Annotated in this window: 19 protein-coding genes and 1 tRNA gene; 10 read left to right on the top strand and 10 right to left on the bottom strand. The window is 44.1% G+C overall.

Features of this window, described 5'->3' with window-relative positions; translation table 11 throughout:
- Positions 1–31: 31 nt before the first annotated feature.
- A complete protein-coding gene (clpP, locus tag NYE22_RS03235) occupies positions 32–625 on the bottom strand; it encodes an ATP-dependent Clp endopeptidase proteolytic subunit ClpP (RefSeq protein ID WP_003228214.1) in 594 nt (197 codons plus the stop codon).
- Between the two features lie 270 nt (positions 626–895).
- Here clpP and NYE22_RS03240 point away from each other — a divergent pair.
- Positions 896–971 (top strand) — tRNA-Arg (locus NYE22_RS03240).
- Positions 972–1126: 155 nt separating this feature from the next.
- Positions 1127–1639 carry a DUF3231 family protein gene (locus NYE22_RS03245; protein WP_072175092.1) on the top strand — a complete coding sequence of 171 codons (513 nt, stop codon included), beginning with the start codon at positions 1127–1129 and terminating at the stop codon, positions 1637–1639.
- A gap of 35 nt (positions 1640–1674) precedes the next feature.
- On the opposite strand, the gene NYE22_RS03250 is transcribed toward NYE22_RS03245, so the two are convergent.
- The 6 genes from NYE22_RS03250 to sacB all read right to left on the bottom strand — a co-directional run bounded on the left by NYE22_RS03250 (position 1675) and on the right by sacB (position 7805).
- Entirely contained in the window at positions 1675–1995 is a 321-nt protein-coding gene (locus NYE22_RS03250; RefSeq protein ID WP_003228222.1) for a QacE family quaternary ammonium compound efflux SMR transporter, read from the bottom strand.
- Complete coding sequence (locus tag NYE22_RS03255) at positions 1995–2330, bottom strand: SMR family transporter (RefSeq protein WP_014480966.1); 336 nt, start codon at positions 2328–2330, stop codon at positions 1995–1997. The genes NYE22_RS03250 and NYE22_RS03255 overlap by 1 nt, the downstream gene beginning before the upstream one ends.
- Positions 2331–2411: 81 nt before the next feature.
- The gene (locus NYE22_RS03260; protein WP_031315347.1) at positions 2412–2996 is read right to left on the bottom strand and encodes a TetR family transcriptional regulator; all 585 of its coding nucleotides are present in this window, start codon (positions 2994–2996) and stop codon (positions 2412–2414) included.
- A 94-nt stretch (positions 2997–3090) separates the two neighbouring features.
- Complete coding sequence (gene aspP, locus NYE22_RS03265) at positions 3091–4653, bottom strand: aspartate/proton symporter AspP (protein WP_003228228.1); 1563 nt, start codon at positions 4651–4653, stop codon at positions 3091–3093.
- A 106-nt stretch (positions 4654–4759) separates the two neighbouring features.
- Entirely contained in the window at positions 4760–6310 is a 1551-nt protein-coding gene (gene levB / locus NYE22_RS03270; protein ID WP_342412289.1) for a 2,6-beta-fructan 6-levanbiohydrolase, read from the bottom strand.
- Between the two features lie 73 nt (positions 6311–6383).
- Positions 6384–7805, bottom strand: coding sequence for a levansucrase (gene sacB / locus NYE22_RS03275; RefSeq protein ID WP_327841254.1), 1422 nt, complete (start codon positions 7803–7805; stop codon positions 6384–6386).
- A gap of 655 nt (positions 7806–8460) precedes the next feature.
- Between sacB and NYE22_RS03280 the strand changes: the two genes are divergently transcribed.
- The 5 genes from NYE22_RS03280 to padC all read left to right on the top strand — a co-directional run bounded on the left by NYE22_RS03280 (position 8461) and on the right by padC (position 12310).
- Positions 8461–9012 carry a hypothetical protein gene (locus NYE22_RS03280; RefSeq protein WP_122894744.1) on the top strand — a complete coding sequence of 184 codons (552 nt, stop codon included), beginning with the start codon at positions 8461–8463 and terminating at the stop codon, positions 9010–9012.
- 148 nt (positions 9013–9160) lie between these two features.
- Positions 9161–10516 (top strand): serine hydrolase, encoded by a 1356-nt coding sequence (locus tag NYE22_RS03285; protein ID WP_342412290.1) that lies wholly within the window; start codon positions 9161–9163, stop codon positions 10514–10516.
- A 15-nt stretch (positions 10517–10531) separates the two neighbouring features.
- Positions 10532–11215: a broad specificity amino-acid racemase RacX gene (gene racX / locus NYE22_RS03290; RefSeq protein ID WP_032726905.1), complete on the top strand. Its 684-nt coding sequence runs from the start codon at positions 10532–10534 to the stop codon at positions 11213–11215.
- A gap of 131 nt (positions 11216–11346) precedes the next feature.
- A complete protein-coding gene (locus tag NYE22_RS03295; RefSeq protein WP_342412291.1) occupies positions 11347–11802 on the top strand; it encodes a DUF3237 domain-containing protein in 456 nt (151 codons plus the stop codon).
- A 22-nt stretch (positions 11803–11824) separates the two neighbouring features.
- Positions 11825–12310 (top strand): phenolic acid decarboxylase, encoded by a 486-nt coding sequence (padC, locus tag NYE22_RS03300; protein WP_003243190.1) that lies wholly within the window; start codon positions 11825–11827, stop codon positions 12308–12310.
- Positions 12311–12336: 26 nt separating this feature from the next.
- On the opposite strand, the gene NYE22_RS03305 is transcribed toward padC, so the two are convergent.
- From NYE22_RS03305 to slrR, 3 genes are all read right to left on the bottom strand, one after another.
- Positions 12337–12528, bottom strand: a complete 192-nt coding sequence (locus NYE22_RS03305; protein WP_021480656.1) for a hypothetical protein — start codon at positions 12526–12528, stop codon at positions 12337–12339.
- 2 nt (positions 12529–12530) lie between these two features.
- Complete coding sequence (gene pnbA / locus NYE22_RS03310; RefSeq protein ID WP_087961276.1) at positions 12531–14000, bottom strand: para-nitrobenzyl esterase; 1470 nt, start codon at positions 13998–14000, stop codon at positions 12531–12533.
- Positions 14001–14075: 75 nt separating this feature from the next.
- Entirely contained in the window at positions 14076–14534 is a 459-nt protein-coding gene (gene slrR, locus NYE22_RS03315; protein ID WP_014478046.1) for a transcriptional regulator SlrR, read from the bottom strand.
- 245 nt (positions 14535–14779) lie between these two features.
- Here slrR and NYE22_RS03320 point away from each other — a divergent pair, with 245 nt between their 5' ends.
- From NYE22_RS03320 to NYE22_RS03330, 3 genes are all read left to right on the top strand, one after another.
- Positions 14780–15484, top strand: a complete 705-nt coding sequence (locus NYE22_RS03320) for a YveK family protein (RefSeq protein WP_021480654.1) — start codon at positions 14780–14782, stop codon at positions 15482–15484.
- A gap of 5 nt (positions 15485–15489) precedes the next feature.
- Complete coding sequence (gene epsB / locus NYE22_RS03325) at positions 15490–16173, top strand: protein tyrosine kinase EpsB (protein ID WP_021480653.1); 684 nt, start codon at positions 15490–15492, stop codon at positions 16171–16173.
- A gap of 234 nt (positions 16174–16407) precedes the next feature.
- On the top strand, positions 16408–18228 hold the full coding sequence (locus NYE22_RS03330) for a nucleoside-diphosphate sugar epimerase/dehydratase (protein WP_172861509.1): 1821 nt from the start codon (positions 16408–16410) through the stop codon (positions 18226–18228).
- Positions 18229–18230 lie beyond the last annotated feature (2 nt).

Here is an 18230-nt window from a genome sequence, read left to right on the forward strand (position 1 = left end):
GCAAGAGACGCAGCTCTTGCAGGTTGTGTTATTACTTTTTGTCTTCTGTGTGAGTCAAAATTTTGTCAATCAGGCCGTATTCAAGCGCTTCTTCAGCAGACTTGAAGTTATCACGGTCTGTGTCACGTTCGATCACTTCAAGCGGCTGGCCAGTACGTTCAGCTAGGACTTTGTTTAATTTGTCGCGAAGCAAGAGAATGCGTTTCGCAGCAATTTCAATTTCTGTCGCTTGACCTTGCGCACCGCCAAGAGGCTGGTGAATCATGACTTCACTGTTTGGAAGCGCATAGCGTTTGCCTTTTTCGCCGGCTGCAAGCAGGAACGCGCCCATTGACGCAGCCATACCGATACAAATTGTAGATACCTTCGGCTTAATAAACTGCATGGTATCATAGATCGCCATACCGGCTGTAATAGAGCCGCCCGGGCTGTTGATGTAAAGAGAAATTTCTTTTTCAGGGTCTTCTGCTGCTAAGAATAAAAGCTGTGACACGATGGAGTTCGCAACGTTGTCATCAATCGCAGATCCAAGCATGATGATACGATCCTTTAATAGACGAGAATAAATGTCATACGCTCTTTCTCCGCGGTTCGTTTGTTCAATGACTGTAGGTATTAAATTCATAATGCTCCTCCTTCACCTTTTAGGTAAGTATGTAGTTACATGATACATTTTTGGTCAATAAAGGTCAAACAAAAAGCTGGCCTAATATGCAAAGTCGTCTCTTTTTCCCATTTTCCCCAAAAATACAGGGGTTCAAACCATCGTATGTCAGATTGCCAATTAAGATGCTTTGTCTATTTAAAAAACGGCCTCTCACAAATAGAGGGTTGTTATTTGAATGGAATTATCGTATAATTAGTTGTGCTGACGTTCTCATAACGCAGTCATTCTGCGCTCGTAGCTCAGTTGGATAGAGCGGTGGTTTCCGGTACCACGTCTGTCGGGGGTTCGAATCCCTCCGAGCGCGTCCAATAGAACAACAGGAAAGACAAGGGTTTGGCGATTTGCCGCTCTTGTCTTTTTTGTTTTGTTTCATAAATCTCTCACGCTGAAACATAAATTTTCCTTCTCTCGGGCACGTTATGGAATGTGTGCGATATTGAATTTGCGAGGAGGATGAACATGGGTATTTTAAGCGGAAATCCGCAGGATGAACCGATGCATTATGGTGAGGTATTCGGCTTATGGAGTTATGTGATGGCGGGCAATAAAATGGTCGGCAATTACCAAATGCTATTGAATCATGTCGGTGATGACGACCTGAAGAAGCTGCTTCGTGAGTCTATTGAGAAATGCCAAGATGAAATCAAGCAGGTCAGCACGATCCTGAAAGAAAACGGGGTGGCGCTGCCGCCGGCTTCTCCTGAACCGCCGACAGCAGATATTAACGATATTCCGCCTGGCGCACGGTTTCTCGATCCGGATGTGGCGGCCTCCGCGGCAGCACAAAATGCTGCAGGTCTTGTGACATGCAGCAAAATGATGGGGCAATCGATTCGTGAGGATATTGCCATGATGTTTGGGCAATTTCATATGTCGAAAGCGGCAACCGGCGCAAAATACTTAAGGCTGCTAAAAAACAAAGGCTGGCTCATCCCGCCGCCGCTTCATCTTCAAAAACATCACGAAGCTTAATGGCAAAGGCATATACAGCTGTATATGCCTTGATTTTATGAAGATGACGTAAGACGCAGGCCGATGACGCCGGCTAGGATAAGGCAAAGTGAAATCACCTGTGATAGCTGAAACCGCTCCTTAAACCAAATGAGCCCGACCGCCGAAACACCAATGCTTCCAATGCCAGTCCAGACGGCATATGCGACTCCGGCAGGCAGGACGATCATCGCTTGGGACAGGCAGTAAAAGGATAAGCCGAATCCAACAGTCATCACAATGATCGGCCATTTTTTTCTTGTTCCGTCTATATATTTCATGGCAATGGCAGCTATAATTTCTTCTATGCCGGCAATCACTAATAAAAACCATGCCATTATTGTTCACCTCCCGGCTGAGATTTGCTTTCTTTCGTAAATAATTTCATTCCTAAAATGCCAGCCAGCAATAAAGCTAAAAAGAACATCTGGGCTGCTGAGAAGGATTCGCCCAGAACAATTCCAGTCAGATATGTTCCGACGGTTCCGATTCCGACAAACACAGTGTACGCGGCGGCCATCGGGATTTTTTGATAAGAGCGGATCAACAGGATAAAGCTGACCGCGATTAAGATAAAAATGATGATCCAATCCAAAAGCGAATCGGCATGTTTGAGGGAAGAGGCCCAAACAACTTCTAAAAGCCCTGCAATAAAAACAAGAACCCAATTCAAATGAAACACCTCTCTATTTTATGAATGAACGTCAGTCATTTTTAGGGCATTAAAAAATGAGCGGTGTTACCCAGTCATTTTTTAAGCAGTGCCTAAGCTCCGTTTTAAGAAAGTAAAAATTTCCTTTTTATACACTTCAACATTTTCATCTTGTTCAAATCCGATATAGAATCGTTCCGCAGTGTTCTCGACCAAGTTGATAATTGTTCTGGCCGTCCATTTTGAATTGATTCCTTCCGTTACCTCAAGGTTTGCAATGGCCTTGTTGATGATTTTTTCAAGCCAGGAATAATAAGGCTGATAGATCGTCTCCCATTTTTCCATGGAGTGGTCGATCGCAAGCCCGGAATAACAGAGGACAATAATATCCTTATGGCGTTCAGTAATGAGAAAAGTCTCATCAATTAATATATCTAAAACGGTCCAAAAATCCTCGTCCCCATGCAGCCTGCCTTTGATTTGATCAAGTGTATGGGTGAGAAGATTTTCTGCAATGGCCGGTATGAGGGCATTTTTAGATGAGAAATACAAATAGAATGTTCCTTGGGCAGTGCCGGCCTTTTTGACAATATCAGAAATAGAAGCTTTGTCGAGGCCTTTTTCAGAAATGACTTCTATGGCAGCCTGCAGAATTTTTTCATATTTGCCCGATGATTGTTTTGGCATGAGGAACACCTCCGATAATGACTGACTCTCATTCATTTTATCGCGTGTATGTATGTTTGTAAAGAATAAAGAAGCAAGAAAACCTCTTGCTTCTTTATTTATCGTAATCAATGGCGGCTTTTGGGAGCCCGGTATACTTTGCCCAGTAATAAATCGCAAGTGAGCCGATCGCGACTAAAATGAGGTCGACGGGATTGCTGATAATCCCTAAACCATGTCCGAAAGAACCGATGTAGGAAAAGATCAGCATCATAATATAAAACCCGATAAGCCACCAGGCTGATTTCAGCTGCTGAGCGAGGCTGACATCTTCTTTAGGCGTATATTTGCTGAAACAGAGATAGATCAAAAACATCACGAGTTGTGAACCGAGCAGCCAGGAGACTGTTTTCCATCCTGACCAGTACACGATAAACGCTGTAAATATAAAGGAAAGCGGCCCGATAATGCTCATTCCCTTTAAATAAAACGGCCTGTTTAAGTCCTTCGCGTTGACCCTCAGCGCAGCTGAAGAAATGGGTGCAATCGCATATGAAAGAATGAGCGCGACTGAACAGACATTGACGAGCGCGTTCCACGAAGGAAAGGGAAGTGTCCAGAAAATGGACAGGGCAAACGAAAGCCAAAGCGAAGCGCGGGGTGTCCCCGTATCTTTATTGACCTTTGAGAATATGCCAAATAATGTGCCGTTACGCGCCCAGGCGTAAACAAGGCGGGATGTCGTATTCATAAAGATATTCCCGTTTCCTCCGGGAGACAGAATGGCGTCTAAAATGACAAGCGTTGCAAGCCAGCCTAACCCGAGCATGACCGCAATATCCTTAAACGGCAATGAGAACTCCCGGCCAATTGCCGGCCAGCCATGTTTCAGTGTTTCTGTCGGGATTGCACCAATAAAGGTGACCTGCAAAACAGTATAAATGATGGTTGAAACGATAATGCAAATGATTAAAGCGATCGGGATATTGCGTTTTGGATTTTGGACTTCACCTGCTACAGATACAATCGGATGCAGGCCGAGATACGCAAACATGACGCCGCCTGTCGAGATGGCAGCCTGAATACCTGTAAATCCAAACGGTGCAAATCCTTGAACGGATAAATTCTCCGGCTGAAAATGAAAGATCAGCACAATAATGATGGTAATCGGCACAATATATTTAAAAATCGATATGATGAAATTCGCCTTAGCGAAGGTTTTGACGCTCCAATAATTCAGCAGGAAAAACAAGCATAATAGGGCAAACTGCAAGATCCAGCCGGAAATGGTTGGCGAATCAGACCCTTTAATGGTCAGGCCGGGAAACCAATAGGCCACATACTGGCGCACAGCTGTCACTTCAATTGAAATCAAGCTTGTATAAGCGACAATCGTGACAAACGAAATTAAGTAGCCGACAAGGTGGCCATGTGAATAAACGGGGTATCGAATGATGCCTCCGGTACGGGGCAGAGCGGCTCCGAGCTCTGCATATACGAGCCCGATTAACAAAATAATGGCTCCTCCGAGGATCCAGGAAAAAGCGCCGGAGGGCCCTGCTTTTGAAGCGACATTACTGACAGCGAACAGCCACGCTGATCCAAAGATGGCTCCCATCCCAATCAAAATCAGATCAAACAGCGACATTGATTTTTGAAAATTTCCTTGTTTAGACATTCGCTTCCTCCTTTGAAACCAGCCTTATATTTCTTACAATGCCCAATATGTAACAGAGAATACCGCTCCTAATAAAAAAACAGGGAAGCCTGCGCTGCCCCTGTTTTTATTCATGAACCGAATCAAAGTGTTTCACTGTTATATTTTTGAAGGAGGCTGTGCCGCCGTCAGAATAAAGGGTAATTCCTTTATCTTCAGGCTTTGGGAAGACTTCATTTGAAAAAACGGTTTTCCCGTCGCCAACAAATACTTCTATCGTTGTTTTATCGACAAGTATTTTCAAATGCACCTTACGTTTGCTTACATCATAAAGAGCTTTGCTTTCGACATAGGTATTGCTTTTGTCAGGCTGATTTGTGCCTGCTCTATTGACATAAGCATAGCCGCCTTCAGCGAAAATACCGACATCAATATGGCGTTTTTGGTCTTCTGATTCTCTGAGCCTGACGCCTGCATTCTTTAGCTCTGACCAAGAAAGATCCGTATCAAGCTGGTACGTATCACCTGTTATCGACAATGTTTTTGATCCGTTCACATCCTGATCCTCTATTTCGTCAGTTGAAACAGTCAGCTGCTCCAAAGCTTCAACCGGCTGTGAGACGAGGCTGTATGTTCCATCCTGCTCCTTCAGCCGGAGTTCGCGTATGACAGAATCTGTGCCGTTAAAGCCGTTCTTCATTGTCGGGGTGTTGTTGGCATAATCCCAATTGTTCATCCAGGCAAGCGCATACCGCTTTTCTAATGGATCTGTGTTTTTGCTGTCTTCGAACGTCACACCGCCATACCAGTCGAAGCCATAGTCAAGCCATTGGGCTTCAGTCTGATCCGCTTTGAATTCTTTTCCGTCGAAGCTTCCGGTCCAGTAGGCGTACGTATTTGGTTTGCCCCACGGTTTGCCATTCGCGCTGGCACCGAGAACCCACTTATTCGTTCCGTCGCTTGCCCGCATCATGTAGAGGTCGGGACATTCCACCATTCCCGCTTGTTCTGGGAAGAATCCGCTTGTGTAATGCCAGTCCTTAAGATTATCGGATTCATAAAAGCCGATTTTTGATCCTTCAGCCATGACCATGACCCATTTGTTATCCTGGTCATCCCATATGACTTTCGGATCTCTGAAATCGTCTGTGCCTGGATTAGGCATAACGGGGTTGCCACTGTAGAATTTGAATGATTTTCCCTTATCTGTGCTGTACCACAAATATTGTTCCTGTTTTTTGTCTTTGGCTGAGGGCTGTGTCACAATCGCGACAAGCGCATTTTTCCCGAAGCCGGCTGTGTTCTCTTTATCAACCACGACGGAACCGGTCCAAATGTCACCGTCCGGGTTTGTATATTTCGGAATCGCCACGCCTTCATCGGTCCAGTGCACCAAATCCTCTGAGACGGCATGGCGCCATTCTGTGCCGTTACCTTTTGGGTAATCCCGGTTATATAGATAGAAATAATGATACTTGCCATCAAAATAGATCGGTTTTTGAGGGTCATTTTTCCATTTATCCGGCGTGGTAAAATGATATGCCGCCCGGTAGTCCGGCTTCTGTTTTGATTTTGTTTTTTGGTCATGTTCTTCTTTTGGAAATAAGTCGATAAACAGCAATATTCCTAAAAAGGTTAGGAATACGGTTAGCCATTTGCCTGCTTTTATATAGTTCATATGGGATTCACCTTTATGTTGATAAGAAATAAAAGAAAATGCCAATAGGATATCGGCATTTTCTTTTGCGTTTTTATTTGTTAACTGTTAATTGTCCTTGTTCAAGGATGCTGTCTTTGACAACAGATGTTTTCTTGCCTTTGATGTTCAGCAGGAAGCTTGGTGCAAACGTTGATTGTTTGTCTGCGTAGAATCCTCTGTTCGTCATATAGCTTGTAATCACGACATTGTTTCCTTTAGCTTGAGGTACAGCAAAGTGTGAGTAAGTAAAGGTTACATCGTTAGGATCAAGATCCATTTTTAACACAAGGCCAGTTTTGTTCAGCGGCTTGTATGGGCCAGTTAAAGAATTAGAAACATAACCAAGCATGTAAATATCGTTAGACGTAATGCCGTCAATCGTCATTTTTGATCCGCGGGAGTCAGTGAACAGGTACCATTTGCCGTTCATTTTAAAGACGTTCGCGCGTTCAATTTCATCTGTTACTGTGTTAGATGCAATCAGCGGTTTCATCACTTTTTTCAGTGTGTAGTCATCGTTTAGCTCAATCATGCCGAGGGCGCCATTTGCTAACTCAGCCGTGCGTTTTTTATCGCTTTGCAGAAGTTTTTGACTTTCTTGACGGAAGAACGATGTGCTTTTGCCATAGTATGCTTTGTTAAATAAAGATTCTTCGCCTTGGTAGCCATTTTCAGTTCCAGTGTTTGCTTCAAATACTAAGTATTTGTGGCCTTTATCTTCTACGTAGTGAGGATCTCTCAGCGTATGGTTATCGCCTGAGCTGTAGTTGCCTTCATCGATGAACTGCTGTATATTTTGATACGTTTTGCCGTCGCCGTCAAAGATTGATTTATAATCCTCTACACCGTTGATGTTCAAAGAGCTGTCTGATGCTGATACGTTTACCTGTGCAGTTGTCAGTGTTTGTTTGCCGTAATGTTTACCGGAGAAATCAGTGTAGAATAAACGGATTTTTCCGTCAGATGTAAATGTGGCTGAACCTGACCATTCTTGCGTTTGGTCTTTTAGGATAGAATCATTTGCATCGAATTTGTCGCTGTCTTTAAAGACGCGGCCAGCGTTTTTCCAGCTGTCAATAGAAGTCTCGCCGACTTTTTGATAGAACATGTAAATCGATGTGTCATCCGCATTTTTAGGATCTCCGGCTAATGCAAAGACGATGTGGTAGCCGTGATAATTTGCGACAGTGCCGTCAGCGTTTTGTAATGGCCAGCTGTCCCAAACGTCCAGGCCTTTTGCAGAAGAGATATTTTTAATTGTGGACGAATCGAATTCAGGCACTTGATATTTTTCATTTTTTTGCTGTTCAGGGATTTGCAGCATATCATGGCGTGTAATATGGGAAATGCCGTATGTTTCCTTATATGGCTTTTGGTTCGTTTCTTTCGCAAACGCTTGAGTTGCGCCTCCTGCCAGCAGTGCGGTAGTAAAGGTTAATACTGTTGCTTGTTTTGCAAATTTTTTGATGTTCATCGTTCATGTCTCCTTTTTTATGTACTGTGTTAGCGGTCTGCTTCTTCCAGCCCTCCTGTTTGAAGATGGCAAGTTAGTTACGCACAATAAAAAAAGACCTAAAATATGTAAGGGGCGATGCCAAAGTATACACTTTGCCCTTTACACATTTTAGGTCTTGCCTGCTTTATCAGTAACAAACCCGCTCGATTTACTTTTCGACCTCATTCTATTAGACTCTCGTTTGGATTGCAACTGGTCTATTTTCCTCTTTTGTTTGATAGAAAATCATAAAAGGATTTGCGGACTATGGGCCTAAAGAACTAAAAAATCTATCTGTTTCTTTTCATTCTCTGTATTTTTTATAGTTTCTGTTGCATGGGCATAAAGTTGCCTTTTTAATCATAATTCAGAAAATATGACAATATCTCATTTTTCTATTGATCGATTAAAAAGGATCTCTAACTGAGGTCTTTCATATAAGATTATCTGATGCCTTGGTGAAGCATGCTTCTTGGATCAAAAACAGTAATCTGTTTTGGGAACATGCTGCTGTTATTTTTATTTTTGAATACAGTCGGGCAGATACCGTTTCAATGTCTGTAACGATCAATATAATAATGTATTAACTAGCAAACAAATGATAGAGCGTAAGGCTTATAAGGAGGAAAAAGTTATGCCGCCACGGCCAACTAAATGGATTAAGAGGAACGATCGACCAGAACCCCTTTTATCACCAAGTGTCACAAATGGAAATACCCCATCAGCTCAACAAAACCAGTCCTTCGCACCAATGACGAACCAGCCTATTTCTGCTTTCAGAGCCACCAGCAATATGAATCTGTCAGTTGCTGCAAATGCAGCCAGTGGAGTTCTTTTTCAAAATGTCCAATTTGATTTGGCGAATGAATATAATCCCGGCACATCTACATTTTCACCGAGAACAGCAGGCGTGTATTCTCTTAATGCATCAGTTGAATTTCAAGCGAATGCGAATGTTGGCTTCAACTTAGAAGTCGTATTTCTCGTGAATCAAGATGTGGTAGGCGGCGGAAATAACCAATTTCAAGCAGGGAATCTCCCCGCTGTCGTAGCCATTACGGAAATTCTTCAGTTAAACGCCGGAGATACGGTGACAGTTGCAATGAGGAGTACTGCCGCAGGAGTCATTCAAGCGACTACGAGAACCCATTTTGCAGCCGCTAGAGTTCCTTCTCCGACTTCATAAAAGAGGATTTTTTGATTCATGCAGATCTAATACCGCTATATTAAAGTTGATTTTTCCTATTTGAGGATTAATCAGCTTTTTTTATTGTTTTCAAAATATTTGAAACGTTAGTAGCTTAGTAACGTACAGAGTAATGGGAGGTGGAGGAATGAAGCAGAATAAAAGAAAGCATCTTCAGGCGTTATTTGAGACATTAGGCGAAAAACATCAGTTTAACGGGACGGTTCTGGCTGCGGAGGGTGGCGATATTTTATATCACCACTCTTTTGGCTATGCGGAAATGACGGAAAAACGCCCGTTGAAAACCAACTCTTTGTTTGAGTTAGCGTCTTTGTCAAAGCCTTTTACAGCATTGGGAATCATCTTGCTGGAGGAGAAAGGGATTCTTGGCTATGAAGATAAAGTGGATCGCTGGTTGCCCGGTTTTCCGTACCAGGGTGTAACGATTCGGCATTTATTGAACCATACGTCAGGGCTTCCTGATTATATGGGGTGGTTTTTTGCCAATTGGGATTCCCACAAGATTGCGGTGAATCAGGATATTGTCGATATGCTGATGAATGAGGGGCTATCTGGTTATTTTGAGCCGAATGAAGGCTGGATGTACAGCAATACGGGGTATGTGCTACTGGCGGTTATCATTGAAAAAGCATCTGGCATGAGCTATGCGGATTTTATGAAAACAAGTATTTTTTCACCGATCGGCATGAATGAAACAAGAGTGTATAACAGGAGGCTTTCGCCTGAGCGAATAGATCATTATGCATATGGATATGTGTATGATGTACATTCCGAAACTTACGTCCTCCCTGATGAGCTGGAGGAAACGAACTATGTTGTGTATCTCGATGGCATACAGGGAGATGGAACGGTGAACTCTGTCACATGCGATTTGTTTCGGTTTGATCAGGCTTTATATGAGGACGATTTCATCAGCAAGGCTTCTAAAGAATCCGCGTTTTCTCCAGTGCGCCTCAACAATGGAGAAACAATTGATTATGGCTTTGGCTGGGTACTGCAAAATAGTCCTGAAAAAGGGCGGATTGTCAGCCACAGCGGAGGATGGCCCGGCTATTCGACGTTGATGATCCGATATATCGATCATCGTAAAACACTGATCTATTTGAGTAATAAGGAAGAGGATACTGAATATGAACAAGCGATTCTGAAGGCGGCGGAACATATTCTATTTGGCCAGCCATATGAGGTCCCGGAACGTCCTGCTGATAAAAAGAAAAAAGCAATTGATACGGCGATATACAGCCGCTATGTTGGCAGCTACCTGTTGCAGGATGGGACGGCTGCACAGGTGACTGCCGAGAATGAACGGCTTTATTTGGAGATCGCCGGACAGCTGAGACTGGAGTTATTTCCTTCTTCGGAAACCCGTTTCTTTCTGCGAGCATTGTCTGTTGAAGTCGAGTTTACATTAGGTGTGGATGTTGCGAAAAGCTTTATCCTCTATGAGGATGGCTCAGAGGAAGAAGCGGTCCGTACGAAGTAGAAAGGAATGAATTTGATGATCGGAATATTAGCCGGAATGGGGCCGAAATCGACCTCGCCGTTTATTGATAAGGTGATTGATTACTGTCAGAAGCTGTATGGGGCTTCAAACGATATTGACTACCCGCACATGATGATCTATTCATGCCCGACGCCCTTCTATGCAGATCGTCCAATTGACCATGACGAGATGAAAAAAGCGATTATCGACGGAGCGGTAAAGCTCGAGAAAACAGGCGTGGATTTCATTGCGCTGCCTTGTAATACGGCGCATGTCTACTATGAAGAGATTCAGCAGGCATTGTCGGTTCCTATGTTGCATATTGTTGAGGAAACGATAAAAGAGATTCCGCATCTCGCAAAAAAAGCGGTGGTTTTAGGAACAGAGCCAACCATCCAATCCGCCATCTACCAAAAAGTTCTGAAGGGAAATGGACAAGAAGTTATTCACAAGGACCATTGGCAGCAGGCTGTGAACCAGCTTATCGCCGCAATCAAACAGCCAAATCATATGCAGCATACACAAGCATTGTGGCAGACGCTATATGAAGAAATCAGTCAGCATGCAGACATCATCATTTCAGCCTGCACAGATTTAAATGCGGTGTTAGATCATATTCAAAGTGAGATTCCGATTATAGATTCCTCTGCCTGTCTTGCCAAAAGCACTGTCAGCACATATCTTGCTTATCAAAGCTAGCTTCAGACAAGGACTGTCTTCAAACAGTCCTTGTTTTTTTATGTTCCTATTGTTTGACAGTTAACTGCAATAGTGTTAAAGTAAACATGTAAATAGTTACATGATTTTTTTCTGAAGGTGAGGTGGTTCTCGTGAAGAAGCCGGTTTTAAAACCATTCGCCTCTTTAGAAATCAAGGTTGATCCGCCTATCACGATTGGTGAGACAAGCCTGGGACTGAGACGATTCATTCCGATTCGTTCGGGAACAATAACCGGGGAAGTAAGGGGACGTATTTTGCCGGGCGGTGCCGATTCACAAATGATTCGCGCTAACGGCAGAACAGATTTATCTGCCAGGTATGTGATTGAAACAGCAGATCATGAACTGATTTACATTGAAAACAATGGAATACGGCAAGTCAGCGAGCCGTTTCGAAAACAAGCGGCAGCCGGGGAAATTATTGATCCGGAGCATGTTTATTTTCGTACGGTACCGACGTTTGAAACAGGCAGTGAAGTCTATCAATGGCTCCATGACCGCTTGTTTATCGGTTCCGCAGAAAGAACCCCTGATTACGTTCTACTAGACATTTATGAAGTACAGTAAAAGACTAAGGAGAGTGTGTAAGATGGAAAACTTTATCGGAAGCCACATGATTTATACGTATGAAAACGGATGGGAATACGAGATTTATATTAAAAACGACCATACAATTGATTATAGAATTCATAGCGGAATGGTTGCCGGACGCTGGGTTCGGGATCAGGAAGTGAATATTGTCAAACTGACAGAAGGCGTATATAAAGTGTCTTGGACAGAGCCGACTGGCACGGATGTTTCATTAAACTTTATGCCAAATGAAAAACGCATGCATGGCATTATTTTCTTCCCGAAATGGGTGCATGAACATCCTGAAATTACGGTTTGCTACCAAAATGACCACATTGATTTGATGAAAGAATCCCGCGAAAAATATGAAACGTATCCAAAATACGTTGTACCTGAATTTGCGGAAATTACATTTCTGAAAAATGAAGGAGTCGACAACGAAGAAGTGATTTCGAAGGCTCCTTATGAGGGAATGACAGACGATATTCGCGCGGGAAGATTATAATAAACATAAAAACCCGGAAAAGAGAATTACTTCTCTTTTCCGGGTTTTCTTTTTGCTGAGTATGCGGGAACCATCACAATTCCCGCGAAAAACAGTATGATGCCAGTCCAGAACATAGGCTGGTAATAGACTGTGTCCCGTAAACATACCACGGCCGACAAAATAATGATACAAGCTGCCACAACAATGGCAGCACCAATGTATCCTGTTTTCCCCATATTTATTCTCCTTTTGAAGGGAATAGCTTCTGCCTTTTTTCAGATTCGGGATCGTTTTCGATCGTAATCTCTGAGTCTAAAATCAGCGTCTCTCTCGTTTCTTCATGATACGCAGGCCAATTCACAGCTTCGGTGCTTGGGTTTCCTGTTTTAGCGAACGTGATCCACGCTGATTGTATCGTGTGAGAAAGCTGTTTCACCTCATCCGTAATCTCCGCTTTTGCCATTCGTTCCAATCCGTCCAGATTTCCAAAGACAAAAGGAAGCTCTAATGCGTGAAACGCTTTATTGTACGGCGGCTTCTTCGGGTGCCAATCGAACCTGTACATCCAGACAGGGGCGTAATGAGACTGTGCGGATGCATAGGCGACGGCAGGGCGCCAAAATAATAAATCAGTCATCATATGAATTTGGCTTTCCAGAGAACGCGGATACAAATCGGCAACTTTCTCTGCCAGCGGCTTCCCTAGTAAATACTCGAGCGCTGCATCAAGCGTTTCCTGAGAATGAACGTCTGAATCCGGGGTGAAAAATAAATATCCTTCATCACGGGTTGTTCCAATTAATAGCGGAATACCGGAAGCAGCCCCTTCTGCGATCGCTTTTTCTGGTTCTTCAGGCAGCGTTTTCGGATCAAGGGCGGGCTGGAAGAACAGCTGAAAGATATTTTCTTTTTCTGCAATCCGAAGCTGATCAGCCGCTTTTAGCAAATCTTCCGCAGAAACCGTATGCAATTTATCCAGTTGGCCCTCGTTAATCCCAAGGACCTGTAAAAAGGCTGCCGAGGTGCTCGCCGCTTGTTCTTTCGTCATCGTTCGAGAAGCGCCGCTTTCCATGATTGCTTTCTGGAACAGGCCTTTTGCCGCAGGCATAGCAAGCAGCGCGGCAATGCTCATGCCGCCGGCGGATTCTCCAAATACTGTTACGTTATCGGGATCACCGCCAAACGCTGAAATATTCTCCCGCACCCATTTCAGCGCGGCGGCTTGGTCTAAAAGCCCAAGGTTATCGGAATACGCCTCATCAAACGAAGACAAGTGCAAAAAGCCAAACGGCCCCAGCCGATAGTTCAATGTAACGACAATGACTTCTCCCTGTGCCGCAAGTTTTGATCCGTCATACAATGGCTCACTGCCCGCTCCTAGATAAAAAGCGCCTCCGTGAATCCACACCATGACAGGAAGATTTTGACTTGGAGTGTCAGGCGCAAATACATTGACATACAAGCAATCCTCGGACTGGCGGGGCAGCTCTGTATACGACAGTGACAGCAAATCAGACGGCTGCGGGCAAATAGGGCCGTACGCTGTGGCATCAAGCACATCTTCCCACACTTCAGGCGGCTCAGGTGCTTTAAAACGCCATTGTCCGACAGGCGGCTTGGCATAGGGGATGCCTTTCCACTTATGTACACCGTTTTCCGTGGTGCCTTTTACTTTGCCGTATTGAGTCGTTACTATTTGATGAGTCATTGTGTTCTCTCCCTTTTTCCCCCATTATAAACAGATTTCCCCTATAGATGCGAACGTTAGCCCTTTAATCGATCATCATCTTCCCATTGTTTTTAAAAAGGATTTGACTTCATGGACAGACAAGCCGATTTCTCTTGCCTCAGCCATCAGCGCTTTCCATTCTTCTATATTGGATTCCGTCAGTTTGCGGTTGCGGTAAGAGGCAGTTTCAGGCTGTTCTTTCTTGAGTCTGTTCGTAAAAGTGAACAATTCTTCCTTTTCCATCCCGGCTTGTACGGCTTGCACTAAATGTACGCGCCATTCTTCTTCACCGCCGCTGATTTTTTCATACATCATTGTTTCTGCGTCAAATAATTCTGTTAATTCAACTTCCAGTGTGGCAGAAACCTTTTTTAAAAATTGAACGGACGGATTCGTGTGAACGCCTCTTTCAATCTTGCTTAAATAGGATTTGGATACACCTGACTCAACAGCCAGCTGATTAATAGAATAGCCTTTTCTTTTACGGTACAAACGGATAATTCTTCCAATCATAATATGAAATTCTCCTCTATTCCTGTCGTTATTTCGTTCATTATAAGGAATTTTTCGTTCTTTATAAAATTTAAAATAATAAGGGAAGTGCAGTAAATTAGAGGAAAATCATGATTTTGTTCTCTAAAGAGAACTTATTGGCTTATTTTGCAATTTTTAAATAATAACGTTTTCTTTTATAATCCAATCATTAACAGAAAGGGGCGCGGGAAGCCAGCCGCGGGAAGGCTGAAGGCTATGAATACATGAATGAGAATATGAGTTTCAAAGAATTATATGCGATTGTCAGACACAGATTCGTGCTGATTCTGCTCATCACAATCGGCGTCACCCTTATGATGGGTTTTGTACAATTTAAGGTCATTTCACCGACCTACCAGGCGTCGACACAGGTGCTGGTTCATGAATCAGACGGTGAAGAAAACTCGAATCTCAGTGACATCCAGCGAAATCTTCAGTATAGCAGCACGTTCCAATCGATTATGAAAAGCACTGCCTTGATGGAAGAAGTTAAGGCGGAATTGCACCTATCTGAATCGGCTTCCTCGCTGAAAGGAAAAGTAATCACCAGCAGTGAAAATGAATCAGAAATTATCAACGTTGCCGTCCAGGATCACGATCCGGCGAAAGCGGCTGAGATTGCGAACACGTTAGTGAACAAGTTTGAAAAAGAAGTAGATGAAAGAATGAATGTACAAGGCGTACATATATTATCAGAGGCGAAGGCTTCTGAAAGCCCGATGATCAAGCCGGCCAGGCTGCGAAATATGGTCATGGCTTTTGGCGCTGCTGTCATGGGCGGCATTACACTGGCATTTTTTCTGCATTTTCTCGATGATACGTGCAAAAGCGCACGGCAGCTCAGCGAGAGAACCGGATTGCCATGCTTAGGCTCCGTTCCTGATGTCCACAAAGGGCGGAATCGCGGGATAAAACATTTCGGGGAGTGAAGCGAGTGATCTTTAGAAAAAAGAAAGCAAGGCGAGGTTTGGCTCAAATATCTGTTTTACACAATAAATCAGTTGTTGCGGAACAATATCGCACCATTCGGACAAACATTGAGTTCTCATCTGTCCAGACCAGCTTGCGATCTATCCTCGTCACCTCCTCTGTGCCTGGTGAAGGTAAATCGTTCAGTGCAGCGAATCTTGCGGCTGTCTTTGCGCAGCAGCAGGAAAAGAAAGTACTGCTGGTGGATGCCGATTTAAGAAAGCCGACCATCAATCAGACGTTTCAGGTTGATAATGTAACCGGGCTGACAAATGTGCTGGTCGGTAATGCTTCACTCAGTGAGACGGTGCAAAAGACGCCGATCGATAACTTATATGTACTGACAAGCGGGCCGACCCCGCCAAACCCGGCAGAACTGCTGTCTTCAAAAGCAATGGGAGATTTAATATCTGAGATCTATGAACAATTCAGCCTCGTCATCTTTGATTCCCCTCCGCTTTTGGCTGTTGCAGATGCTCAGATTCTAGCAAATCAAACAGACGGCAGCGTGCTCGTCGTTTTAAGCGGAAAAACAAAAACCGATACCGTTCTGAAAGCAAAAGATGCACTGGAACAATCCAATGCGAAGCTGTTAGGCGCTCTTTTAAACAAAAAGAAAATGAAAAAATCGGAACACTATTCCTACTAGTTTTTGTAAAGGTGATGTCTCCTGACCTGTATCAATGGAGGCACTCGGCTCTGCTGTGGGCAGCTGAAGTTGCTGCCTTAGATGCTGGTCGTCGCTGGCGGGGCGTGAGGATGGGTTAAATGCCCACTTATCTGATATATACATAGGACGTATTGTCGGTTTAGCTGCTGCCGATTTTTTGGAGAGACGAAAACCGCCGCAGCTAAACCGATAAAAGAATTAGGGGGGAAAAGGTTGAGTTACCGGAGAAGACTGTCAATGATTATTGCGCTGGATACTTACCTCGTTTTAAATTCAGTTATTGCAGGATATCAATTTTTAAAAGATTCCTATCAATTTTATGACTCCGGAGCATTACTGCTTACCGCTGTCAGCTTGCTCCTCAGCTATCATGTGTGTGCTTTCCTGTTCAATCAGTATAAACAGGTGTGGACATACACCGGACTCGGCGAGCTGATTGTCCTGCTTAAGGGCATTACGCTTTCAGCCGCTGTGACCGGCGTCATTCAGTATGCTGTGTATCACACGATGTTCTTCCGACTGTTAACCGCGTGCTGGGTGCTTCAGCTTTTGTCTATTGGAGGGACCCGTATTTTATCCAGAGTATTAAACGAAAGCATCAGGAAAAAACGCTGCGCCTCGTCCCGCGCGCTGATTATCGGGGCGGGCTCAGGTGGGACTCTGATGGTCAGGCAGCTGCTTTCGAAAGATGAACCAGATATCATACCCGTCGCTTTTATTGATGACGACCAAACGAAGCATAAATTAGAAATTATGGGGCTGCCCGTAATCGGCGGAAAAGAAAGTATCATGCCTGCGGTGCAAAAGCTCAAAATTAATTTTATTATTATTGCCATTCCTTCACTCCGCACCCATGAGCTTCAGGTGTTATATAAAGAATGTGTGCGAACCGGAGTAAGCATTAAAATTATGCCTCATTTTGATGAAATGCTGCTTGGCACACGAACTGCCGGACAAATTAGAGATGTAAAAGCTGAGGACTTGCTCGGCAGAAAGCCGGTAACCCTCGACACTAGCGAAATTTCGAATCGCATCAAAGGAAAAACAGTTCTCGTCACGGGAGCGGGCGGATCAATCGGCTCAGAAATCTGCCGGCAGATCAGCGCGTTTCAGCCTAAGGAAATTATTCTGCTCGGCCATGGGGAAAACAGCATTCATTCAATTTATACAGAGCTGAACGGACGATTCGGCAAACACATTGTGTTCCATACGGAAATCGCTGATGTGCAGGACCGCGATAAAATGTTTACATTGATGAAAAAATACGAGCCGCATGTTGTCTATCATGCAGCTGCCCATAAGCATGTGCCTTTAATGGAACATAATCCTGAAGAGGCGGTCAAAAACAATATTATCGGAACAAAAAATGTCGCGGAAGCAGCCGATATGTCGGGAACAGAGACATTCGTGCTGATTTCATCGGACAAAGCGGTGAACCCAGCCAACGTAATGGGGGCGACAAAACGATTCGCAGAGATGATTATTATGAATCTTGGGAAAGTCAGCAGAACCAAATTTGTCGCTGTTCGCTTCGGCAATGTACTCGGGAGCCGAGGCAGCGTCATTCCGATTTTCAAAAAACAGATTGAAAAAGGCGGCCCGGTGACAGTAACACATCCGGCAATGACCCGCTATTTCATGACGATTCCCGAGGCATCAAGGCTTGTGATTCAGGCTGGGGCACTGGCGAAAGGGCGTCAGATTTTTGTTCTCGATATGGGAGAGCCCGTAAAGATTGTAGATCTTGCCAAAAACCTCATTCATTTGTCCGGCTACACGACAGAGCAGGTTCCAATCGAATTCACAGGCATTCGTCCGGGCGAAAAAATGTATGAAGAATTACTGAACAAAAATGAAGTCCATGCTGAACAAATCTTTCCGAAAATTCACATCGGTAAAGCGGTGGACGGTGATTGGCCGGTGTTGATGCGCTTTATCGAGGATTTTCATGAGCTGTCGGAGGCCGACCTGAGAGCGAGGCTGTTTGCGGCAATCAATACATCAGACAAAATGACGGCTGCCAGTGTTCATTAGGG

It is taken from the genome of Bacillus sp. FSL K6-1560 (assembly GCF_038592935.1).
Taxonomy (GTDB): Bacteria; Bacillota; Bacilli; order Bacillales; family Bacillaceae; genus Bacillus; species Bacillus subtilis.

Excerpts from the sequence above, each read along its gene's own strand:
- sacB (WP_327841254.1), bottom strand. The coding sequence starts at position 7,805 with ATGAACATCAAAAAATTTGCAAAACAAGCAACAGTATTAACCTTTACT.
- NYE22_RS03260 (WP_031315347.1), bottom strand. The coding sequence starts at position 2,996 with ATGCCAAAACAATCATCGGGCAAATATGAAAAAATTCTGCAGGCTGCC.
- NYE22_RS03305 (WP_021480656.1), bottom strand. The coding sequence starts at position 12,528 with ATGGGGAAAACAGGATACATTGGTGCTGCCATTGTTGTGGCAGCTTGT.
- aspP (WP_003228228.1), bottom strand. The coding sequence starts at position 4,653 with ATGTCTAAACAAGGAAATTTTCAAAAATCAATGTCGCTGTTTGATCTG.
- NYE22_RS03285 (WP_342412290.1), top strand. The coding sequence starts at position 9,161 with ATGAAGCAGAATAAAAGAAAGCATCTTCAGGCGTTATTTGAGACATTA.
- NYE22_RS03320 (WP_021480654.1), top strand. The coding sequence starts at position 14,780 with ATGAATGAGAATATGAGTTTCAAAGAATTATATGCGATTGTCAGACAC.
- levB (WP_342412289.1), bottom strand. The coding sequence starts at position 6,310 with ATGAACTATATAAAAGCAGGCAAATGGCTAACCGTATTCCTAACCTTT.
- NYE22_RS03245 (WP_072175092.1), top strand. The coding sequence starts at position 1,127 with ATGGGTATTTTAAGCGGAAATCCGCAGGATGAACCGATGCATTATGGT.
- NYE22_RS03280 (WP_122894744.1), top strand. The coding sequence starts at position 8,461 with ATGCCGCCACGGCCAACTAAATGGATTAAGAGGAACGATCGACCAGAA.
- NYE22_RS03250 (WP_003228222.1), bottom strand. The coding sequence starts at position 1,995 with ATGGCATGGTTTTTATTAGTGATTGCCGGCATAGAAGAAATTATAGCT.
- slrR (WP_014478046.1), bottom strand. The coding sequence starts at position 14,534 with ATGATTGGAAGAATTATCCGTTTGTACCGTAAAAGAAAAGGCTATTCT.
- clpP (WP_003228214.1), bottom strand. The coding sequence starts at position 625 with ATGAATTTAATACCTACAGTCATTGAACAAACGAACCGCGGAGAAAGA.
- racX (WP_032726905.1), top strand. The coding sequence starts at position 10,532 with ATGATCGGAATATTAGCCGGAATGGGGCCGAAATCGACCTCGCCGTTT.
- padC (WP_003243190.1), top strand. The coding sequence starts at position 11,825 with ATGGAAAACTTTATCGGAAGCCACATGATTTATACGTATGAAAACGGA.
- pnbA (WP_087961276.1), bottom strand. The coding sequence starts at position 14,000 with ATGACTCATCAAATAGTAACGACTCAATACGGCAAAGTAAAAGGCACC.